Genomic DNA, 14,718 nt, shown 5'->3' on the forward strand with positions numbered 1-14,718 from the left:
CAGTTCCACCGCTGTTCCCGATAACAGCGGTAAGGCCACGCAAGCCACTGAAAAGTGGTGGATATTTCGGTTGAAAAATCCAACTTAACAGGGGTGGCTTTTTTTATTTCGCCGATAACAGCGGTGAGGCCCTTCAACCGCCCAGCGCACGCGCCGACAAGGCACCGCAATCGGCGTCGGTCGCCTTGGGTCCCTGGGTGCCGGCAATCGAGCGCCCGATCGCCTTCAGCACATTGCCGACCGACTTCACCTTGGGCGGGATCGTGACGTCAGGCTCGCGGATCGTGCCGGCGATGATCACCGATCCGGGCAGGCGCAGCACGCTTTTCTGTTTGGGTGCGCCCGTCAGGGTGATCGCCAGCGCTTCGGTGGGGAAGGTAACGCTGCCCTGGCCGTTCGACTGGCTGAGCGTGGTGTCGAGCACGAGCGGATCGACCCGCCCGGCACCGCGCAGCATGGCGAGGCGCAGGACGATGCAGCGCAAGCCGGCGCGCGTGTCCTTGTCGGTGGTCAACGCGCGCGACGCGTCGAAGCCGATCATCGCCGCGACCCTGGCGGGCAGGCCGCCATCGCGCGCGACCAGGCCGATACTGCCATTGGCGTTGCCGACCGCCTCGCGGATCGTGCTGCCAAGACCGGAGAGCTTTGCGCGCGCATCGACTCGCCCGTCGACCGCACCGGCTCCGCCGGCCAGCGCATCGACATTGCTGCCGGTCAGTTTCAGGTCGATCGTCACCAGTGGCACCTTGACGCCACCGCGCTGGTCGACGCGCATCGACCCGGTGATCGCGCCCTGTTTCAGGCCGATGCTCAGCGGCGCGATGTCGAGCAGTTGATGGTCGAGCTTCAGCGTGCCGCGCAGCGACGTCACGGACGACGGCCGTTTCCCACCGAACACTTGCCGTACATTGAAACGGATGCTGCCGTCGGTATCGTCGATCTTGACGATATTGATCCTCGTATTGGGCACCAGCCTCGGGCCGATCTCCCGCTCAAGCGCCGCAGCCTTGGCCAGTCCGGCATCCGATGCGAAATCGTCGAAGTCGAATCGGTTCGAACTGACGTCACCGTCGAGCAATGTGCGCCCGCCGCGCTTGCGCACCGTCACGCCGCCGGCAATATCGGACTGGCCGATCGTGCCGCTCAGTTTGGTGATCGTCCAGTCCGGACCGTCATGCCGGGCATGCGCCTTCAATCGTACGTCCTGCGTGCCGAACAGTCCGGCCTCGATCACCGCATCGATCATCTTCAGATCGTCGGCGCGCGCGGTCAGGTCGATCGTCATGGCAGTGACGTCAAGCGGCGAATCCATTCTGCCGATGATCGTCATGCCCAGCCGGGGCCCGTCGATCGTCGCTTCGAATGGCCAAGGCCGGCTGGCGGCGTTCCCGCCCGCATTTTCGATCGCGGCCCCTTTGGCGCTGAGCGTGACCGGCGCGCCGAGAATTTCGCCTTTGCCGGACAGCGCGATGCCCTTCGTGCTGTCCGCCGTGACCTTGATCGTGAAGCTGCGCCCGACCTTGGCGTCGCGGTAGCGGACCATGCTGTCGGCGACGCGCAGCCCGGTCAGGCGCAAGCCCGTGTCATCGGATCCCGGCTGGCGCCAATTCTCGCGCCCATCCTTCGCCCGCACGAGATTGAGGCGTAGGCCGGACACATCGATTGTCTCGGGCCGGAACTTGCCGAAAAGGAGCGGGAAGACCGGAAAGCGCACTGTCGCGGTCTTGATCGTCGCCAGATCGCCGGACCCGGCCCAGTCGGCCTGCGGGATGCGCACATCGCGGATCGCGACCGTCGGGGCGAGGGAGAAGCCGTCGAGCCGGTCGATCCGCCCGATCGTCACCGGCCGGCCAAAGCTCCTGGTCATCCGGCTCTCGACGGTCGATTTCAGGCTGCCCCAGGGAAAGGCCGCAAGCCCGATCATTGCGAGCAGGATCAGCCCGACGATGCCGGCGACGGTCCAGTGAAGCCGGCGATCGGCGATCAATGTCCTGAAAGTCACCTATTTGTGACGCGCAAAGGCGCCGTTTCGTTCCGTTATGGTCAGAAATCGACCGCAACGCCCTTCAACTCCCAGTCGCCATAGCGCACCGGGTTGAGGCCCAGAGGATCGGCCGGCGGATCATCCGCGCGGCTTTGCGCATTTTCCTTCGGATCGGGTGCCGGTACTGGCGGATTCTTCGACAGATAGGCGGGTGGCTTCACATGTGGCGGCCGTTGGGCCATGGGCTGCTCCCTTGCATACGGGCGATTGAACCGTGCCCCTCCCGACGCCACATCGGGCCTGAAAGGAGTTGGTTCAAGTGAATCAGCTGAAGACGATGATGTTGCTGGCGGCGCTGACCGCTCTGTTCATGGCGCTGGGCTATACGCTCGGCGGCAGCGGCGGAGCCGTGATCGCGCTGATTCTGGCGGCGGGGATGAACCTGATCACGTTCTGGAATGCCGACAGGATCGTGCTGGCGATGCATGATGCGCGCGAAGTCGATCTGGCGAGCGCGCCCGATTTCGTCGGGCTGGTGCATCAGCTTGCGGCGCGCGCCGGCCTGCCCAACCCGAAAGTCTATATCATCGACTCACCCCATCCCAACGCATTCGCCACCGGGCGCGACCCGAGCCATGCCGCGGTCGCCGCGACCACCGGCCTGCTCGACATCCTGTCGCGCGACGAGATCGCCGGCGTGATGGCGCATGAGCTTGGCCATGTGCGCAACCGCGACACGCTGATCATGACGATGGTCGCGACGATTGCCGGTGCGATCTCGATGCTGGCCAATTTCGGCTTGTTCTTCCGTTCGGGGGATGGCCGCAGCGCCGGGATCGCCGGCCTGCTCGCGGTGTTCGTCGCGCCGTTCGCGGCAATGATCGTGCAGATGGCGATCAGCCGCACGCGTGAATATGGCGCCGATCGCGCGGGGGCGGAGATTTCCGGCAATCCGCGTGCACTTGCCTCGGCATTGGCCAAGCTCGCGCGCGGCGCGGCAGCGGTACCGAGCGACGTCGCCCAGCGTATTCCGGCGGCGGCGCAGCTCTATATCGTTCCGGGGCTTGCCGGCGGCGACAATATGTTCTCGACTCATCCCGATACCGGCAACCGCATTGCCGCGCTGGAGGAGATCGCAATCGAGATGGGCGCGCCCATGGCCATGATGCCGCCGGCCGAGACGCGGCGCGCCGTTTCCGGCAGCGTGCCCAGCACGCGACGCCGTGCCAGCGCGCTCCGTCCGCTCGATCGTCGCTGATCTTGGCCTATTCCAACACCGCCCAGCCCGAGCCCGCCGGCGTTCCGGCTCGCCGCGCCGCGTTGCGCCTGCTCGATGCGGTCCTGCGCCAGGGCCTGCCGCTCGAAGCGGCGCTCGATCGCGCGACGTCGGGCATCGACCGCGCTGATGACCGCGCGCTGGCCCATGCCATTGCCGCCGAGACGCTGCGCCGCTTGCCCGATCTCGACGCACTGATCGATTCGGCGACTGCGCGACCCCTGCCCGATGACGCCAAGGCGCGCGCCGCGCTGCGCATCGCTCTGGTCCAGACGCTTGCGCTCGGCACGCCGGCGCATGCCGCAATCAGCACGGTGCTGCCGCTGGTCGATGGCGGCCCGCGCAAGCTGGTGCATGGCGTGTTCGGCACGCTGTCGCGTCAGAACGCTTCCTTGCCCGAGATTCCGACCTTGCCCGATCCCGTCGCGATCCGCTGGCATGCGGCCTGGGGCGACGATGCGATCGAAGGCGCGGAGCATGCCATCGCCGCACCGCCGCCGCTCGACCTGGTCATTGCCGATCCCGCCACGACCGATCGCTGGGTCGAGGAACTTGGCGGCGTGTCGCTGATGCCGGGCCATGTGCGCCTGCCCGGCGGCCATGTCCCGGAGCTGCCCGGCTTCGAGGAGGGCGCCTGGTGGGTGCAGGACATTGCCGCATCGCTCCCTGCGCGGCTGATCGGTCGTGGTGCCGGGGTCGCGCTCGACCTGTGTGCCGCGCCTGGCGGCAAGACGATGCAACTGGCCAGTGCCGGCTGGCAGGTCACTTCGGTCGACAGTGCGCAAAGTCGTCTGGCGCGACTTCACGACAATCTCGCGCGGACGAAGCTGTCGGCCGATGTGGTGACGGCCGATGTGCTGAAATGGGCCCCGGCCGCGCCCGCCGATGCGGTGCTGCTCGATGCGCCGTGCAGCGCGACCGGCATTTTTCGCCGCCATCCCGATGTGCTGCACCGCGTCCGCCCCTCGCAAATCTCGGAAATGGCCGCGCTGCAGGAAAAGATGCTGGCGCGCACTGCCGACTGGGTGCGCCCCGGCGGAGTGCTGGTTTATGCGACCTGCTCGCTTGAGCCGGCCGAGGGCGAGCAGCAGCTCAAACGCTTCCTCGGCACGCGCAGCGACTATGCAATCGACCCGATCCGCCAGGAAGAACTGCCCGATGGCCTGGCCGCGCATGCCGGGGGCTATCTGCGTACCCTGCCCGGCACGCTGGCCGATCAGGGCGGCTGTGACGGGTTTTTCATGGCGCGGTTGAGGCGCGCTGTCTGATCCATCCCTTGCGGGGTGGAGCGTCCATGCTAGAGGGTCGCCTCATGCAACATCCAGTCCGTATCGCCCCTTCGATCCTGTCCGCCGATTTCGCCCGGCTTGGTGAGGAAGTGCGCGCGATCGACGCCGCCGGCGCCGACTGGATTCATGTCGACGTCATGGACGGCCATTTCGTGCCCAACATCACGATTGGCCCGGCGGTGGTGAAGGCGTTGCGCCCGCATACCGCCAAGCCGCTCGACGTGCATCTGATGATTGCGCCGGTCGATGCCTTTCTCGAGGATTTCGCCGAAGCCGGCGCCGACACGATCAGCGTCCATGTCGAGGCGGGGGCGCACACGCACCGCACGATCCAGCGCATCAAGGGCCTCGGCAAGCGCGCCGGCGTGGTGCTGACGCCGCAGACGCCGGCCAAGGCGCTCGACTATCTGCTCGAAGAGGTCGACCTGGTGCTGGTGATGAGCGTCAATCCGGGGTTTGGCGGGCAAAGCTTTATCGAGAGCCAGCTCAGGAAGATCGAGGCGATCCGCAAGATGATCGACAAGGCCGGCCTTTCGGTCGATCTTGAGGTCGATGGCGGCATCGACCGCAGTACCGCGCCGCGCGCGATCGCGGCTGGGGCCGATGTGCTGGTCGCCGGTACCGCCACGTTCCGCGGCGGCCCGTCGGCCTATGCTGATAACATCGCTGCATTGAGGGGTTGAGTGAGCGAACCGACCGAGCCCGACAGCATCGATGAAGGCAAGCGGCTGATCCGGCTGGGCGGCGACAAGGGTCTTTCTCTGTCCGAACGCATTTCCGAACGACTTCACCGCCTGACCTGGCGAACGCCGATCCATGGGTTGAAGCTCAAGGGGCGGCATCCGCTGAAGCTGACCGCGGTACCCGACGATCCGTTTCTCGGCGACGTCAAGCGCGGGCATGCGTTGCTTCAGGGCAATCTCAGCTTTCGCGGCGAGACGCGGGCGATCGCCGAGATCAACCTGGCCAAGCCGGACTATTCCCAAGCGTTCGGCGACTATCTGCACAGCTTCGCCTGGCTGCGCGATCTGTCGTCCGTCGCGACGCGCATTCAGGCGACACCGATCGCTGAGGATCTGATGCGGCGCTGGCTCGATGCGCATGCCGACAAGGTCAGCGAGCCGGCGTGGCGCGCCGATTTGTGGGGCCGGCGCATCCTGTTCTGGACTGCGCATGCGCCACTGATCCTGTCCTCGACCGACCTCGTCTATCGCAGCCGCATGCTCAACACGCTGGCGCGGGGCGCCCGGCATATCGATCGCGGTGCGGAGAAGATGGCGCCGGGCGCGCCGCGTGTCGCGGCTTTGTGCGGCGTGGTCGCGGCTGGCCTGCTCATCGCCGGTGGCGACGCACGGCGCGGCTCGACCGAAGCCGCACTGATCAAGGCATTGTCGGCATCGGTGTTCGACGATGGCGGCAGCGTCGCGCGCTCGCCGCTGGCGCAGCTCGACATCATCATGCTGCTGACCATGCTGCGTGAGACCTATGACTCGCGCCGGCTCGAACCGCCCGCCGCGCTGTTCGAAGTGCTTAACCGCATGGTGCCGGCACTGCTCGGCGTGTGTCATGGCGACAAGGGACTATCGAGCTGGCAGGGCGGCGGGCCGGTAACGGGTGAAGCGCTCGGCCAGATACTCGAGGCGACCGGAGTACGCGCACGGCCGCTGCGCCAGGCGCGCGACTGGGGCTATCAGCGCCTTGCTGCCGGGCCCGCCGTGCTGATCATGGATGCAGCACCACCGCCGGTCGCACGGCTGGTCGAGGGTGGATGCGCCTCGACCCTCGCGTTCGAATTCTCCGACGGCCCGCACCGGCTGGTGGTCAATTGCGGCGGCGCGCGCACCGCGGTCGTGCAGCTTCCCGCAGCCCTGGCCGATGGGCTGAGAACGACGGCGGCGCATTCGACCCTGATCGTCGGCGACAGCAATTCGACCGCGATCCATCCCGACGGCACGCTTGGGCGCGGCGTCGCCGAGGTCGAGCTGGCGCGGCAGGAAAGCGATGCGGGCAGCCGGATCGAGGCGAGCCATGACGGCTATGCGCGGCGCTTCGGCTTCGTCCATCGCCGTCAGCTGGTATTGGGCAGCGACGGCCGCGATCTGCGGGGCGAGGATATGCTGCTGCCGGTCGGCCGGCGCCGCAAGATCGCCACCACTGCTTTCGCCATCCGCTTCCATCTCGGCCAGGGTGTGCAGGTGTCGCCGACGGCCGACGGCATGGCTGCCCTGCTGCGCCTGCCCGGTGGTGCGCTATGGCAGTTCCGCTGCCGCGGGGCGCGCTGGCGATCGAAGACAGTCTGTGGATCGATGCCGAGGGCCGTCCGCAATCGACCTACCAGCTCGTCATTACGGGCGAATCCCCGGCGGGCGGGTGCAGCGTGAGCTGGGCCCTGAAGCGCGCCAACTGATACCGGAGTTTTCATGACCAGCATTCCCATCCGCCGTGCCCTTCTGTCGGTATCGGACAAGACCGGCATCATCGATCTGGGCCATGCGCTGATCCGGCACGGCGTCGAACTGGTCTCGACCGGCGGCACCGCCAAGGCGCTGCGCGATGCAGGGCTCGATGTGCGCGACATCAGCGACCTGACCGGCTTTCCCGAAATGATGGACGGACGGGTCAAGACGCTCCACCCCAAGGTCCATGGCGGGCTGCTCGCGGTGCGCGATGATCCGGCGCATGTCGCGTCGATGGCAGAGCATGACATCGGCGCGATCGATCTCGTCATCGTCAATCTCTACCCCTTCGAACAGACTGTCGCGAAGGGCGCCGACCGGCCCGAAGTGATCGAGAATATCGATATCGGCGGCCCGTCGATGGTGCGCTCGGCGGCCAAGAACCACGCCTTTGTCGCGATCGTCACCGATCCGGCTGACTATCCCGCGCTGATCGCGGAGATGGACGCCGCGAACGGTGCGACCACGCTCGACCTGCGCAAGCGCCTTGCCGCGCGCGCCTTTGCCGCGACCGCGGCCTATGATGGTATGATCGCCAGCTGGTTCGGCTTTGCCGACCAGGGTGAGGCATTCCCGGAAACCCTGCCGATCACGCTCAAGCGCAGCGCGTCGCTGCGCTATGGCGAAAACCCGCACCAGTCCGCCGCTTTCTACACCGCCACCGGCCCGCACGTGCGCGGCATCGGCCAGGCGCGCCAGGTGCAGGGCAAGGAACTGAGCTACAATAATCTCAACGATGCCGATGCCGCGCTCGAGCTGGTCGCCGAGTTCCGCGATGCCGCGCCGTCAGTGGTGATCGTCAAGCATGCCAATCCGTGCGGCGTCGCCACTGCCGCGACGCTGGAGGAAGCCTATGCCGCGGCGTTCGCGTGCGACACGGTGTCGGCGTTCGGCGGTATCATCGCGCTCAACCGCACGCTCGACGAAGCGACCGCGCGCGCCATTGCCGGGATCTTCACCGAAGTGGTGGTCGCGCCCGATGCCGATGAGGCGGCGCTGGCGATCTTCGCGGCAAAGAAGAATCTCCGCCTGTTGCTGACCGGGGACCTGCCCGATGCCGCACGCACCGGGCTGCAGGCCAAGTCGATCACTGGTGGCTGGCTGGTCCAGACGCGCGACAATGGTATTCTGCCCGAGCTGAAAGTGGTTACAAAACGCGCCCCGACCGAGGCTGAGCTAGCCGATTGCCGCTTTGCCTGGACCGTCGCCAAGCACGTCAAGTCGAACGCGATCGTCTATGCCAAGGGTGGCTCGACCGCCGGGATCGGCGCAGGCCAGATGAACCGCCTCGAATCCGCGCGCATCGCCGCCTGGAAAGCAAAGGACGCGGCGGACAAGGCCGGCTGGGCAACGCCGCGCACGATCGGTTCGGCGGTTGCCTCCGACGCTTTCTTTCCCTTCGCCGACGGCCTGCTTGCCGCGGTCGAGGCAGGCGCGACCGCGATCATCCAGCCCGGCGGCTCGATCCGCGACGATGAGGTCATCGCCGCGGCGGACGAAGCAGGGCTGGCAATGGTCTTCACCGGCATGCGTCACTTCCGGCATTGATCGTCGGAGCATTTTAAAAGGGACGGTGCTGAGTTTCCACCTAGAATGCGACAAGCGCGATCTGCTCGGCATGGCTTATCGCACGATCCGTTAGAGAGGTGATCGACAGGGGGCGACGGGGTAGTGCGATGATATCGTGATGCCGACTGCCTTCGAATCAAAGCCTATGTTCACGCACACCTAGACCGGGAGGGTCGTCTCGCCACTCTTGGGTATCTTGCCGAACAAGGCCCGGTCGGCGGGGCGGAATGCCCATTTGAACAGCACGAACAAATAGGTGCCGCAGATTGCCGGGATGCCGATTGCCGCCTCCGCCCATTCATAGCTTTTGGGCAAAGCGGTGAAGGCGCTGCCGACCAGCCCTGCCGCCAGCGCCGCCCAGAGCAATGGCCAGCGCCAGCCGGCGACGCCCGCGTCGAGCAGGCGCGAGAGGAACTTGGACTTGATCACCGAGGTCAGGCCGACCGACAGCAGCAGGGCGATTGCCGGCCCCGCCGCCTGGTAGTTGACCGGCCATCCGCCGCTGCGGATCGCAAAGATCAGGGTGAAGCTCAGCGCGATCTGGAAGCACAGCATGCCGAGCGAGATCAGCAGGTTCTTCATCCGCGCGATATAGACCAGCGCGCTCTCGCACACCGCGCCGGTCGAGGCCGCCGCTTCCGCCGACAACAGGAAGGCAAGTGCTGCGGTGCCGGCGACGAATTGCGGGCCGACCACGCCCATCACCGCTTCGCCCGGGATCGAACCCATCAGCGCGAGGCCGACCTGCGCCGCCATGATCCAGAAGCCGACCTGCTTGACCTGCGCCGCGACCGCCTCGCGGTCGTCGCGGGCGAGCGCAGTGGTGATGACCGGGCCGAGGATCGGGTCGAAACTGGTCTTGAGCTTGGCCGGGATCGAGGCGACTTGCTGCGCCATGTAATAGATGCCGACGATCTTGGGCTCGAACATCACGCCGAGGATGAAACGGTCGACGTTGCGCGTGCCCCATTCGACCGCGTCCGCGCCGGCGAGCGGTATGTTGCGCCCGGCCAGCGCGAGCAGAGGGCGCACGCGCGGTTTCCAGCCATAAGGGATGCCATAGCTGCGCACGAACGGGATCAGCGATGCAATCAGCGCCGCCGCCATCGACAGGATATAGGACAGCACCAGGCCGTCGCGGAGCGAATAATAGGACAGCGCCCAGGCCGCAGCGCTGATCGTCCAGGGCTCGACGATCGCGCGCGCCGTCACCGTCGCCTTGACGTTGCGGCGATAGGCGAGCGCGGCCAGGCTGACGTCGGACCAGGCGGTGGCGAAGATGATGCACGGCAACCAGCGGTCCATGCCGGTGATCGGCGAATTGGGGTACATCGCCTCCGGAAAGATAATCAGGATCGCGCTGGCGACGAGCGAGACGACGAACGCGACCGCCATCGCATCCCACACGACATGGACATGCGGCCGATCGGTATCCGACAAGGCCTGGGCGAGCCCGCGCTTCAGCCCGAGTGTCGCGAGCAGGGCGGCGAGCTCGACCACGACCACGGCGATCGCGAAGCGGCCGACCGTTTCCGGCCCATAGACGCGCCCCGCGATGAACAGGAACGGCAGTCGCGCCGCGAGCCTGAGGAGGAATCCGATGATGTTGGTCCGGCCACCCTTCGCGAGCGCGTTGAGATCATCGATGTCGCCCGCGGCGGAGGTCAATGCGCCGTGCCCCAGCTCTTCCCCGTACCGATCTCGATGCCAAGCGGCACGCTGAGCATCACCGCCGGTTCGGCGGCGGTGGCCATGACGCGTTCGATCACCGGCCTGGCCGCCTCGACATCGCCTTCGGGCAATTCGAACACCAGTTCGTCATGCACCTGCAGCAGCATGCGGACATTGGGCAGCCCGGCCTCGATCAGCGCCGGCCCCATCCGCGCCATCGCGCGCTTGATGATGTCGGCGCTGGTGCCCTGGATCGGCGCGTTGATCGCGGCGCGCTCGGCACCCTGGCGCTCGTGTTGAATCTTCGACCTGATGCGCGGGAAATGCGTCTTCCGGCCGAACAATGTGGTCGTACAGCCCTTCTCGCGCACTGTCTCGATCGTCTGGACGATATAATTGTTGATCCCCGGGAAGCGCTCGAAATAGCGGTCGATCATTGCCTGAGCCTCTTCCGCGGTGACGTCGAGCCGGCCGGCCAGCCCCCAGCGGCTGATGCCGTAAAGGATCGCGAAGTTGATCGTCTTGGCGCGCCCGCGCGTGTCGCGATTGACCTCGCCGAACAATTCCTGCGCGGTCAGGCTGTGAATGTCGTCGCCCCGGGCGAACGCGTCCCTCAATGCCGGCACATCGGCCATATGCGCAGCGAGGCGCAGCTCGATCTGTGAATAATCGGCGGCGAGCAGGACATTGCCCTCCTCCGCCACAAACGCGTCACGGATCTGGCGGCCGACCTCGGTGCGGATCGGGATATTCTGCAGATTGGGATCGGTCGAGGAGAGGCGCCCGGTCTGCGCCCCGGTCAGCGAGTAGCTGGTATGGACGCGGCCGGTCGCCGGGTTGATCTGTGCCTGCAGCGCATCGGTATAGGTGGATTTGAGCTTCGACAGCTGGCGCCAGTCGAGCACTTTGCGCGCAATGTCCTTGCCGGGCGAATCCTTGTCCGCCGCGATCCGTTCGAGCTCGTTGACGTCAGTCGAGTAGACGCCCGACTTGCCCTTGCGGCCGCCCTTGATCCCCATGCGCTCGAACAGCACATCGCCCAATTGCTTGGGGCTGCCGATGGTGAAGGCACCGCCGGCCAGTGCATGAATCTCGACTTCCAGTGCGCCCATCTGGTGCGCAAACTCGGTCGAAAGCTGTGCCAGCTTTGCGGCATCGACCTTGATGCCGTGCCGCTCCATCTGTGCGATCACCGGCACGAGCGGCCGGTCGACCATTTCATAGACCCGCGTCACCTGCTCGGCGGGCAAACGCGGCTTGAAGCGACGCCAGAACCGCAAGGTGACGTCAGCGTCCTCGGCGGCGTAGCGCGTCGCGGTCTTCAGGTCGATTTCGGCGAACCCGCGCTGATTCTTGCCGGTGCCGACCACATCCTTGAAGGCAATGCAGCTATGCGACAGATGCGTCGCGGCGAGTTCGTCCATGCCGTGGCCGTGCAGCCCGGCATCGAGGTCGAAGCTCATCAGGATCGTGTCGTCGAACGGCGCGACGTCGAGTCCGGCGCGGCCAAGCACGATCATGTCGTATTTCAGATTATGGCCGATCTTCAGGACGCTTGGGTCCTCGAACAGCGTCTTGAGCTTCGCCAGCGCGGTGGTGCGGTCGATTTGCACCGGCACCTCGGCGAACATGTCGGTTCCACCATGCGCCAGCGGGATATAGCAGGCGAGATTGGGGTGCAGCGCCATGCTCACCCCGACCAGCTCGGCGCGCGTCGCATCCACTCCCGTGGTTTCGGTATCGATCGCCACCCAGCCCTGATGCTTTGCAATGGTGATCCAGCGATCGAGCGCCGCTTCATCGACCACGGTTTCATAGCCATCATGATCGCACGGCGGGTCTTCCTCCTGCGGCACGGTCGAGACCGGTACCTCGACCGGAGTATCGGCGACCGCCGACAGCTTGGCGAGCAGCGACTTGAAGCCATGATGTGCGAGGAAGGCGCGCAGCGGCGCCTCGGGAATGCCCTTCAGTTCGAGATCGTCGAGCGGTTCGGGCAGCGGCACGTCGCATTTCAGCTCGACCAGCACGCGGCTGAGCCGCGCCATATCGGCCTGCTCGATCAGATTGTCGCGCAGCTTGCCCGGCTTCATCGACGGCGCGGCGGCGAGCACGCCCTCCAGGTCGCCATGCTCGTTGATCAGTTTCGACGCGGTCTTCGGGCCGACGCCGGTCACACCAGGCACATTGTCGACGCTGTCGCCCATCAGCGCGAGCACGTCGCCGAGCCGCTCGGGTCCGACGCCGAACTTCTCCTGCACATGCTCGGCGCCGAGCCGGCGGTTGTTCATCGTATCGTACATGTCGAGCCCGGGCTCGATCAGCTGCATCAGATCCTTGTCGGAACTGACGATCGTCACCAGCCAGCCCTGCGCCAGCGCGGCTTTGGCATAGCAGGCGATGATGTCATCGGCTTCCAGGCCCTCGGTTTCGATGCAGGGCAGCGAAAAGGCGCGCGTCGCATCGCGGATCATCGGGAATTGCGGTACCAGATCCTCGGGCGGCGGCGGACGCTGAGCCTTGTACTTGTCGTACAGCTCGTTGCGGAAGGTATGGCTCGACTTGTCGAGAATCACCGCCATATGCGTCGGCCCGTCGGCCTTATGCAGCTCGTCGGCGAGTTTCCACAACATGGTGGTATAGCCATAGACGGCGCCGACAGGCTCGCCATGCACATTGGTGAGTGGCGGCAACCGGTGATAGGCGCGGAAGATATAACCGGAGCCGTCGACGAGATAGAGATGAGGCATGGCGAGGGAATAGCAAGGACTGCGGCGCGATGCGACCCGGCTTGAACGATCGGATGAATCAGTTCGGCTTTACGCAGCAGAATGATCCCGTCGCGATGGCGCGGGCCCGCATCGCAGGCGGCAGATAGTGGCAACCGATCACCGCGCCGCTCGATCCATGGGCGCGCATCCAGGTCATCGGGTCGCCAGCGGACCCGTTCCACACCGACAACAGGCCCAGCCGGTGAACCGGGCGATACCCTTCCGAATAAGTAAAATAGGTCAGATCGTCGATCAGCACACGGGGCGATTCGGGACCGATCCCGCATTTCGCTCCAGCCGATACGATCTGCCGCCGGAGCGCGGCATAGCCATAGGCGCCGAGCGAATAAGGCTGTTGCGCGACATAGCCGCCCTGTCCGCTCGTCGCCCATAACCGTGGCGCATAGAGTCCGATCAGCGCAATCTGGCTGATCAGGGAGACCGCGGCGATCGCCCATGCGATCGGTGCCAGCCAGCGTCCTTCGCCCGGCATCGCTGCCAGAATCAGCGCCAGTGCCGCGACGATCACCGGCATATACAGTGCTGCCTCATAGACGCCCTTGTTGAGCTGCAACGCGGCCCAGGCCGTCGCGCAGCCGATCAGCGCAAGCGCGGTCAGCAGCGGCTTCCAGCGCCGGTCAGAGCGAATCACCGTGAGGAGCAGCGCAATCAATCCCGTCGCAAGCGCGACATTCCACGCGCTATGGCCAATGCGTTTCCAGATGCGCTGCGCGTCTGCCGATATCAGGTCCGACGGCAGCCAGTCGGACATATAGAGCCTCTTCGGCAGCGATAGTTCGACATAGTCGCCGGGCAGCATATTGGCGAGCAGGTCGGGTATGATCGCAACCGTGCCGCGCCAGCCGCCCCCGAGCAGCAGGATCGACGCATTCTCGCCGGCCAGTTTCGCCGCCAGCACCGGATCGTCGGGGCAGGCGAAACGCTGCGACCAGTAACGATAGCCGAGCCATGCCAGCGCGAAGAGCAGGGCGAGCGCAACTCCACGGACCAGGAATCGCCGGTCGCCCTGGCGGCACAGGATGATCGCCAGTGTAAACAGCGGGAGGTAGAAAAGCGCCTTCAAATGATAGCTGATCGCCAGCAGGGCGAGCAACAGGATGGCAGCGACCGGTGCGAGGGGCAGCGCATCCGGATTGCCCCGGCGCCGGAAGGCGATCAGCATGGCGGCCAGAATCGCCAGCCATAACGGCTGTTCGGGGCGGCTCCACACCAGCAGCAGCGGCAGGATACCGATCCCGAGCAGCGCGAAGCACAGCAGGTCGATGGTCGCGCGGCGCCGCACATCGTCGGTCGCGCGCCGGATCAGCATGCGGATGCCGAACACGCCGAGGATCGCGCATCCCACGCCGGATAGCCGGATCAGCGCAGGATCGGGCAGGAAACGGGTCAGCAGTGAACTGAACCAGCGTACCGGCATCATGAAGAAAGCAGGCGTCGCGTCGGTGTTCGCGCCGCATGTTTCGGCAAGAAAGCGATCGACCCCGCCATCCTGAAGATACCGCGACAGCTGAAAGCGCCAGCCGACCTCATCGGTGTAGATCGGCAGCAATAATCCCAGCGCAAGCGATGACAGTAACAGCACCAGCATGACGGTCGCGCCACGCCGCAGCGCAACCGCATTTGAAAAAGCCAACATTCGCTGTCGCTTAGCTGGACCGGTCGACTCTGGCGATGATAACTT

General features: G+C 65.8%; 9 protein-coding genes and 1 pseudogene. 5 read left to right on the forward strand and 5 right to left on the reverse strand.

The features are described from left to right. Positions 1–133: 133 nt before the first annotated feature. Complete coding sequence (locus tag H3Z74_RS20940) at positions 134–2,002, reverse strand: AsmA family protein (RefSeq protein ID WP_229726715.1); 1,869 nt, start codon at positions 2,000–2,002, stop codon at positions 134–136. 41 nt (positions 2,003–2,043) lie between these two features. Further along, complete coding sequence (locus H3Z74_RS20945) at positions 2,044–2,226, reverse strand: DUF1674 domain-containing protein (protein ID WP_187761441.1); 183 nt, start codon at positions 2,224–2,226, stop codon at positions 2,044–2,046. Positions 2,227–2,303: 77 nt separating this feature from the next. On the opposite strand from H3Z74_RS20945, the gene htpX reads away from it, so the two are divergent. The 5 genes and pseudogenes from htpX to purH all read left to right on the forward strand — a co-directional run bounded on the left by htpX (position 2,304) and on the right by purH (position 8,553). Then, complete coding sequence (htpX, locus tag H3Z74_RS20950) at positions 2,304–3,242, forward strand: zinc metalloprotease HtpX (RefSeq protein WP_187761442.1); 939 nt, start codon at positions 2,304–2,306, stop codon at positions 3,240–3,242. Between the two features lie 2 nt (positions 3,243–3,244). Then, complete coding sequence (locus H3Z74_RS20955) at positions 3,245–4,528, forward strand: RsmB/NOP family class I SAM-dependent RNA methyltransferase (RefSeq protein ID WP_229726716.1); 1,284 nt, start codon at positions 3,245–3,247, stop codon at positions 4,526–4,528. A gap of 44 nt (positions 4,529–4,572) precedes the next feature. Then, positions 4,573–5,232 carry a ribulose-phosphate 3-epimerase gene (gene rpe / locus H3Z74_RS20960; protein WP_187761443.1) on the forward strand — a complete coding sequence of 220 codons (660 nt, stop codon included), beginning with the start codon at positions 4,573–4,575 and terminating at the stop codon, positions 5,230–5,232. Further along, positions 5,233–6,956 (forward strand): annotated as a pseudogene (locus tag H3Z74_RS20965) (heparinase II/III family protein). 13 nt (positions 6,957–6,969) lie between these two features. After that, a complete protein-coding gene (gene purH / locus H3Z74_RS20970) occupies positions 6,970–8,553 on the forward strand; it encodes a bifunctional phosphoribosylaminoimidazolecarboxamide formyltransferase/IMP cyclohydrolase (protein ID WP_187761444.1) in 1,584 nt (527 codons plus the stop codon). A gap of 180 nt (positions 8,554–8,733) precedes the next feature. Here the strand turns inward: purH and H3Z74_RS20975 are convergent, their stop codons facing one another. The 3 genes from H3Z74_RS20975 to H3Z74_RS20985 are packed head-to-tail and all read right to left on the reverse strand — an operon-like array spanning position 8,734 to position 14,673. Next, positions 8,734–10,242 carry a lipopolysaccharide biosynthesis protein gene (locus H3Z74_RS20975; protein ID WP_187761445.1) on the reverse strand — a complete coding sequence of 503 codons (1,509 nt, stop codon included), beginning with the start codon at positions 10,240–10,242 and terminating at the stop codon, positions 8,734–8,736. After that, on the reverse strand, positions 10,239–12,995 hold the full coding sequence (polA, locus tag H3Z74_RS20980; RefSeq protein WP_187761446.1) for a DNA polymerase I: 2,757 nt from the start codon (positions 12,993–12,995) through the stop codon (positions 10,239–10,241). Before polA ends, H3Z74_RS20975 begins: the two co-directional genes overlap by 4 nt. 58 nt (positions 12,996–13,053) lie before the next feature. Next, on the reverse strand, positions 13,054–14,673 hold the full coding sequence (locus H3Z74_RS20985) for a hypothetical protein (protein ID WP_187761447.1): 1,620 nt from the start codon (positions 14,671–14,673) through the stop codon (positions 13,054–13,056). Positions 14,674–14,718: the final 45 nt, after the last annotated feature.

This window comes from Sphingomonas alpina, from assembly GCF_014490665.1.
Lineage (GTDB): Bacteria > Pseudomonadota > Alphaproteobacteria > Sphingomonadales > Sphingomonadaceae > Sphingomonas > Sphingomonas alpina.

Bases quoted from the DNA above. Each gene is read 5' to 3' on its own strand.
- polA (WP_187761446.1), bottom strand. From the start codon at position 12,995: ATGCCTCATCTCTATCTCGTCGACGGCTCCGGTTATATCTTCCGCGCC.
- H3Z74_RS20985 (WP_187761447.1), bottom strand. From the start codon at position 14,673: ATGTTGGCTTTTTCAAATGCGGTTGCGCTGCGGCGTGGCGCGACCGTC.
- rpe (WP_187761443.1), top strand. From the start codon at position 4,573: ATGCAACATCCAGTCCGTATCGCCCCTTCGATCCTGTCCGCCGATTTC.
- H3Z74_RS20945 (WP_187761441.1), bottom strand. From the start codon at position 2,226: ATGGCCCAACGGCCGCCACATGTGAAGCCACCCGCCTATCTGTCGAAG.
- purH (WP_187761444.1), top strand. From the start codon at position 6,970: ATGACCAGCATTCCCATCCGCCGTGCCCTTCTGTCGGTATCGGACAAG.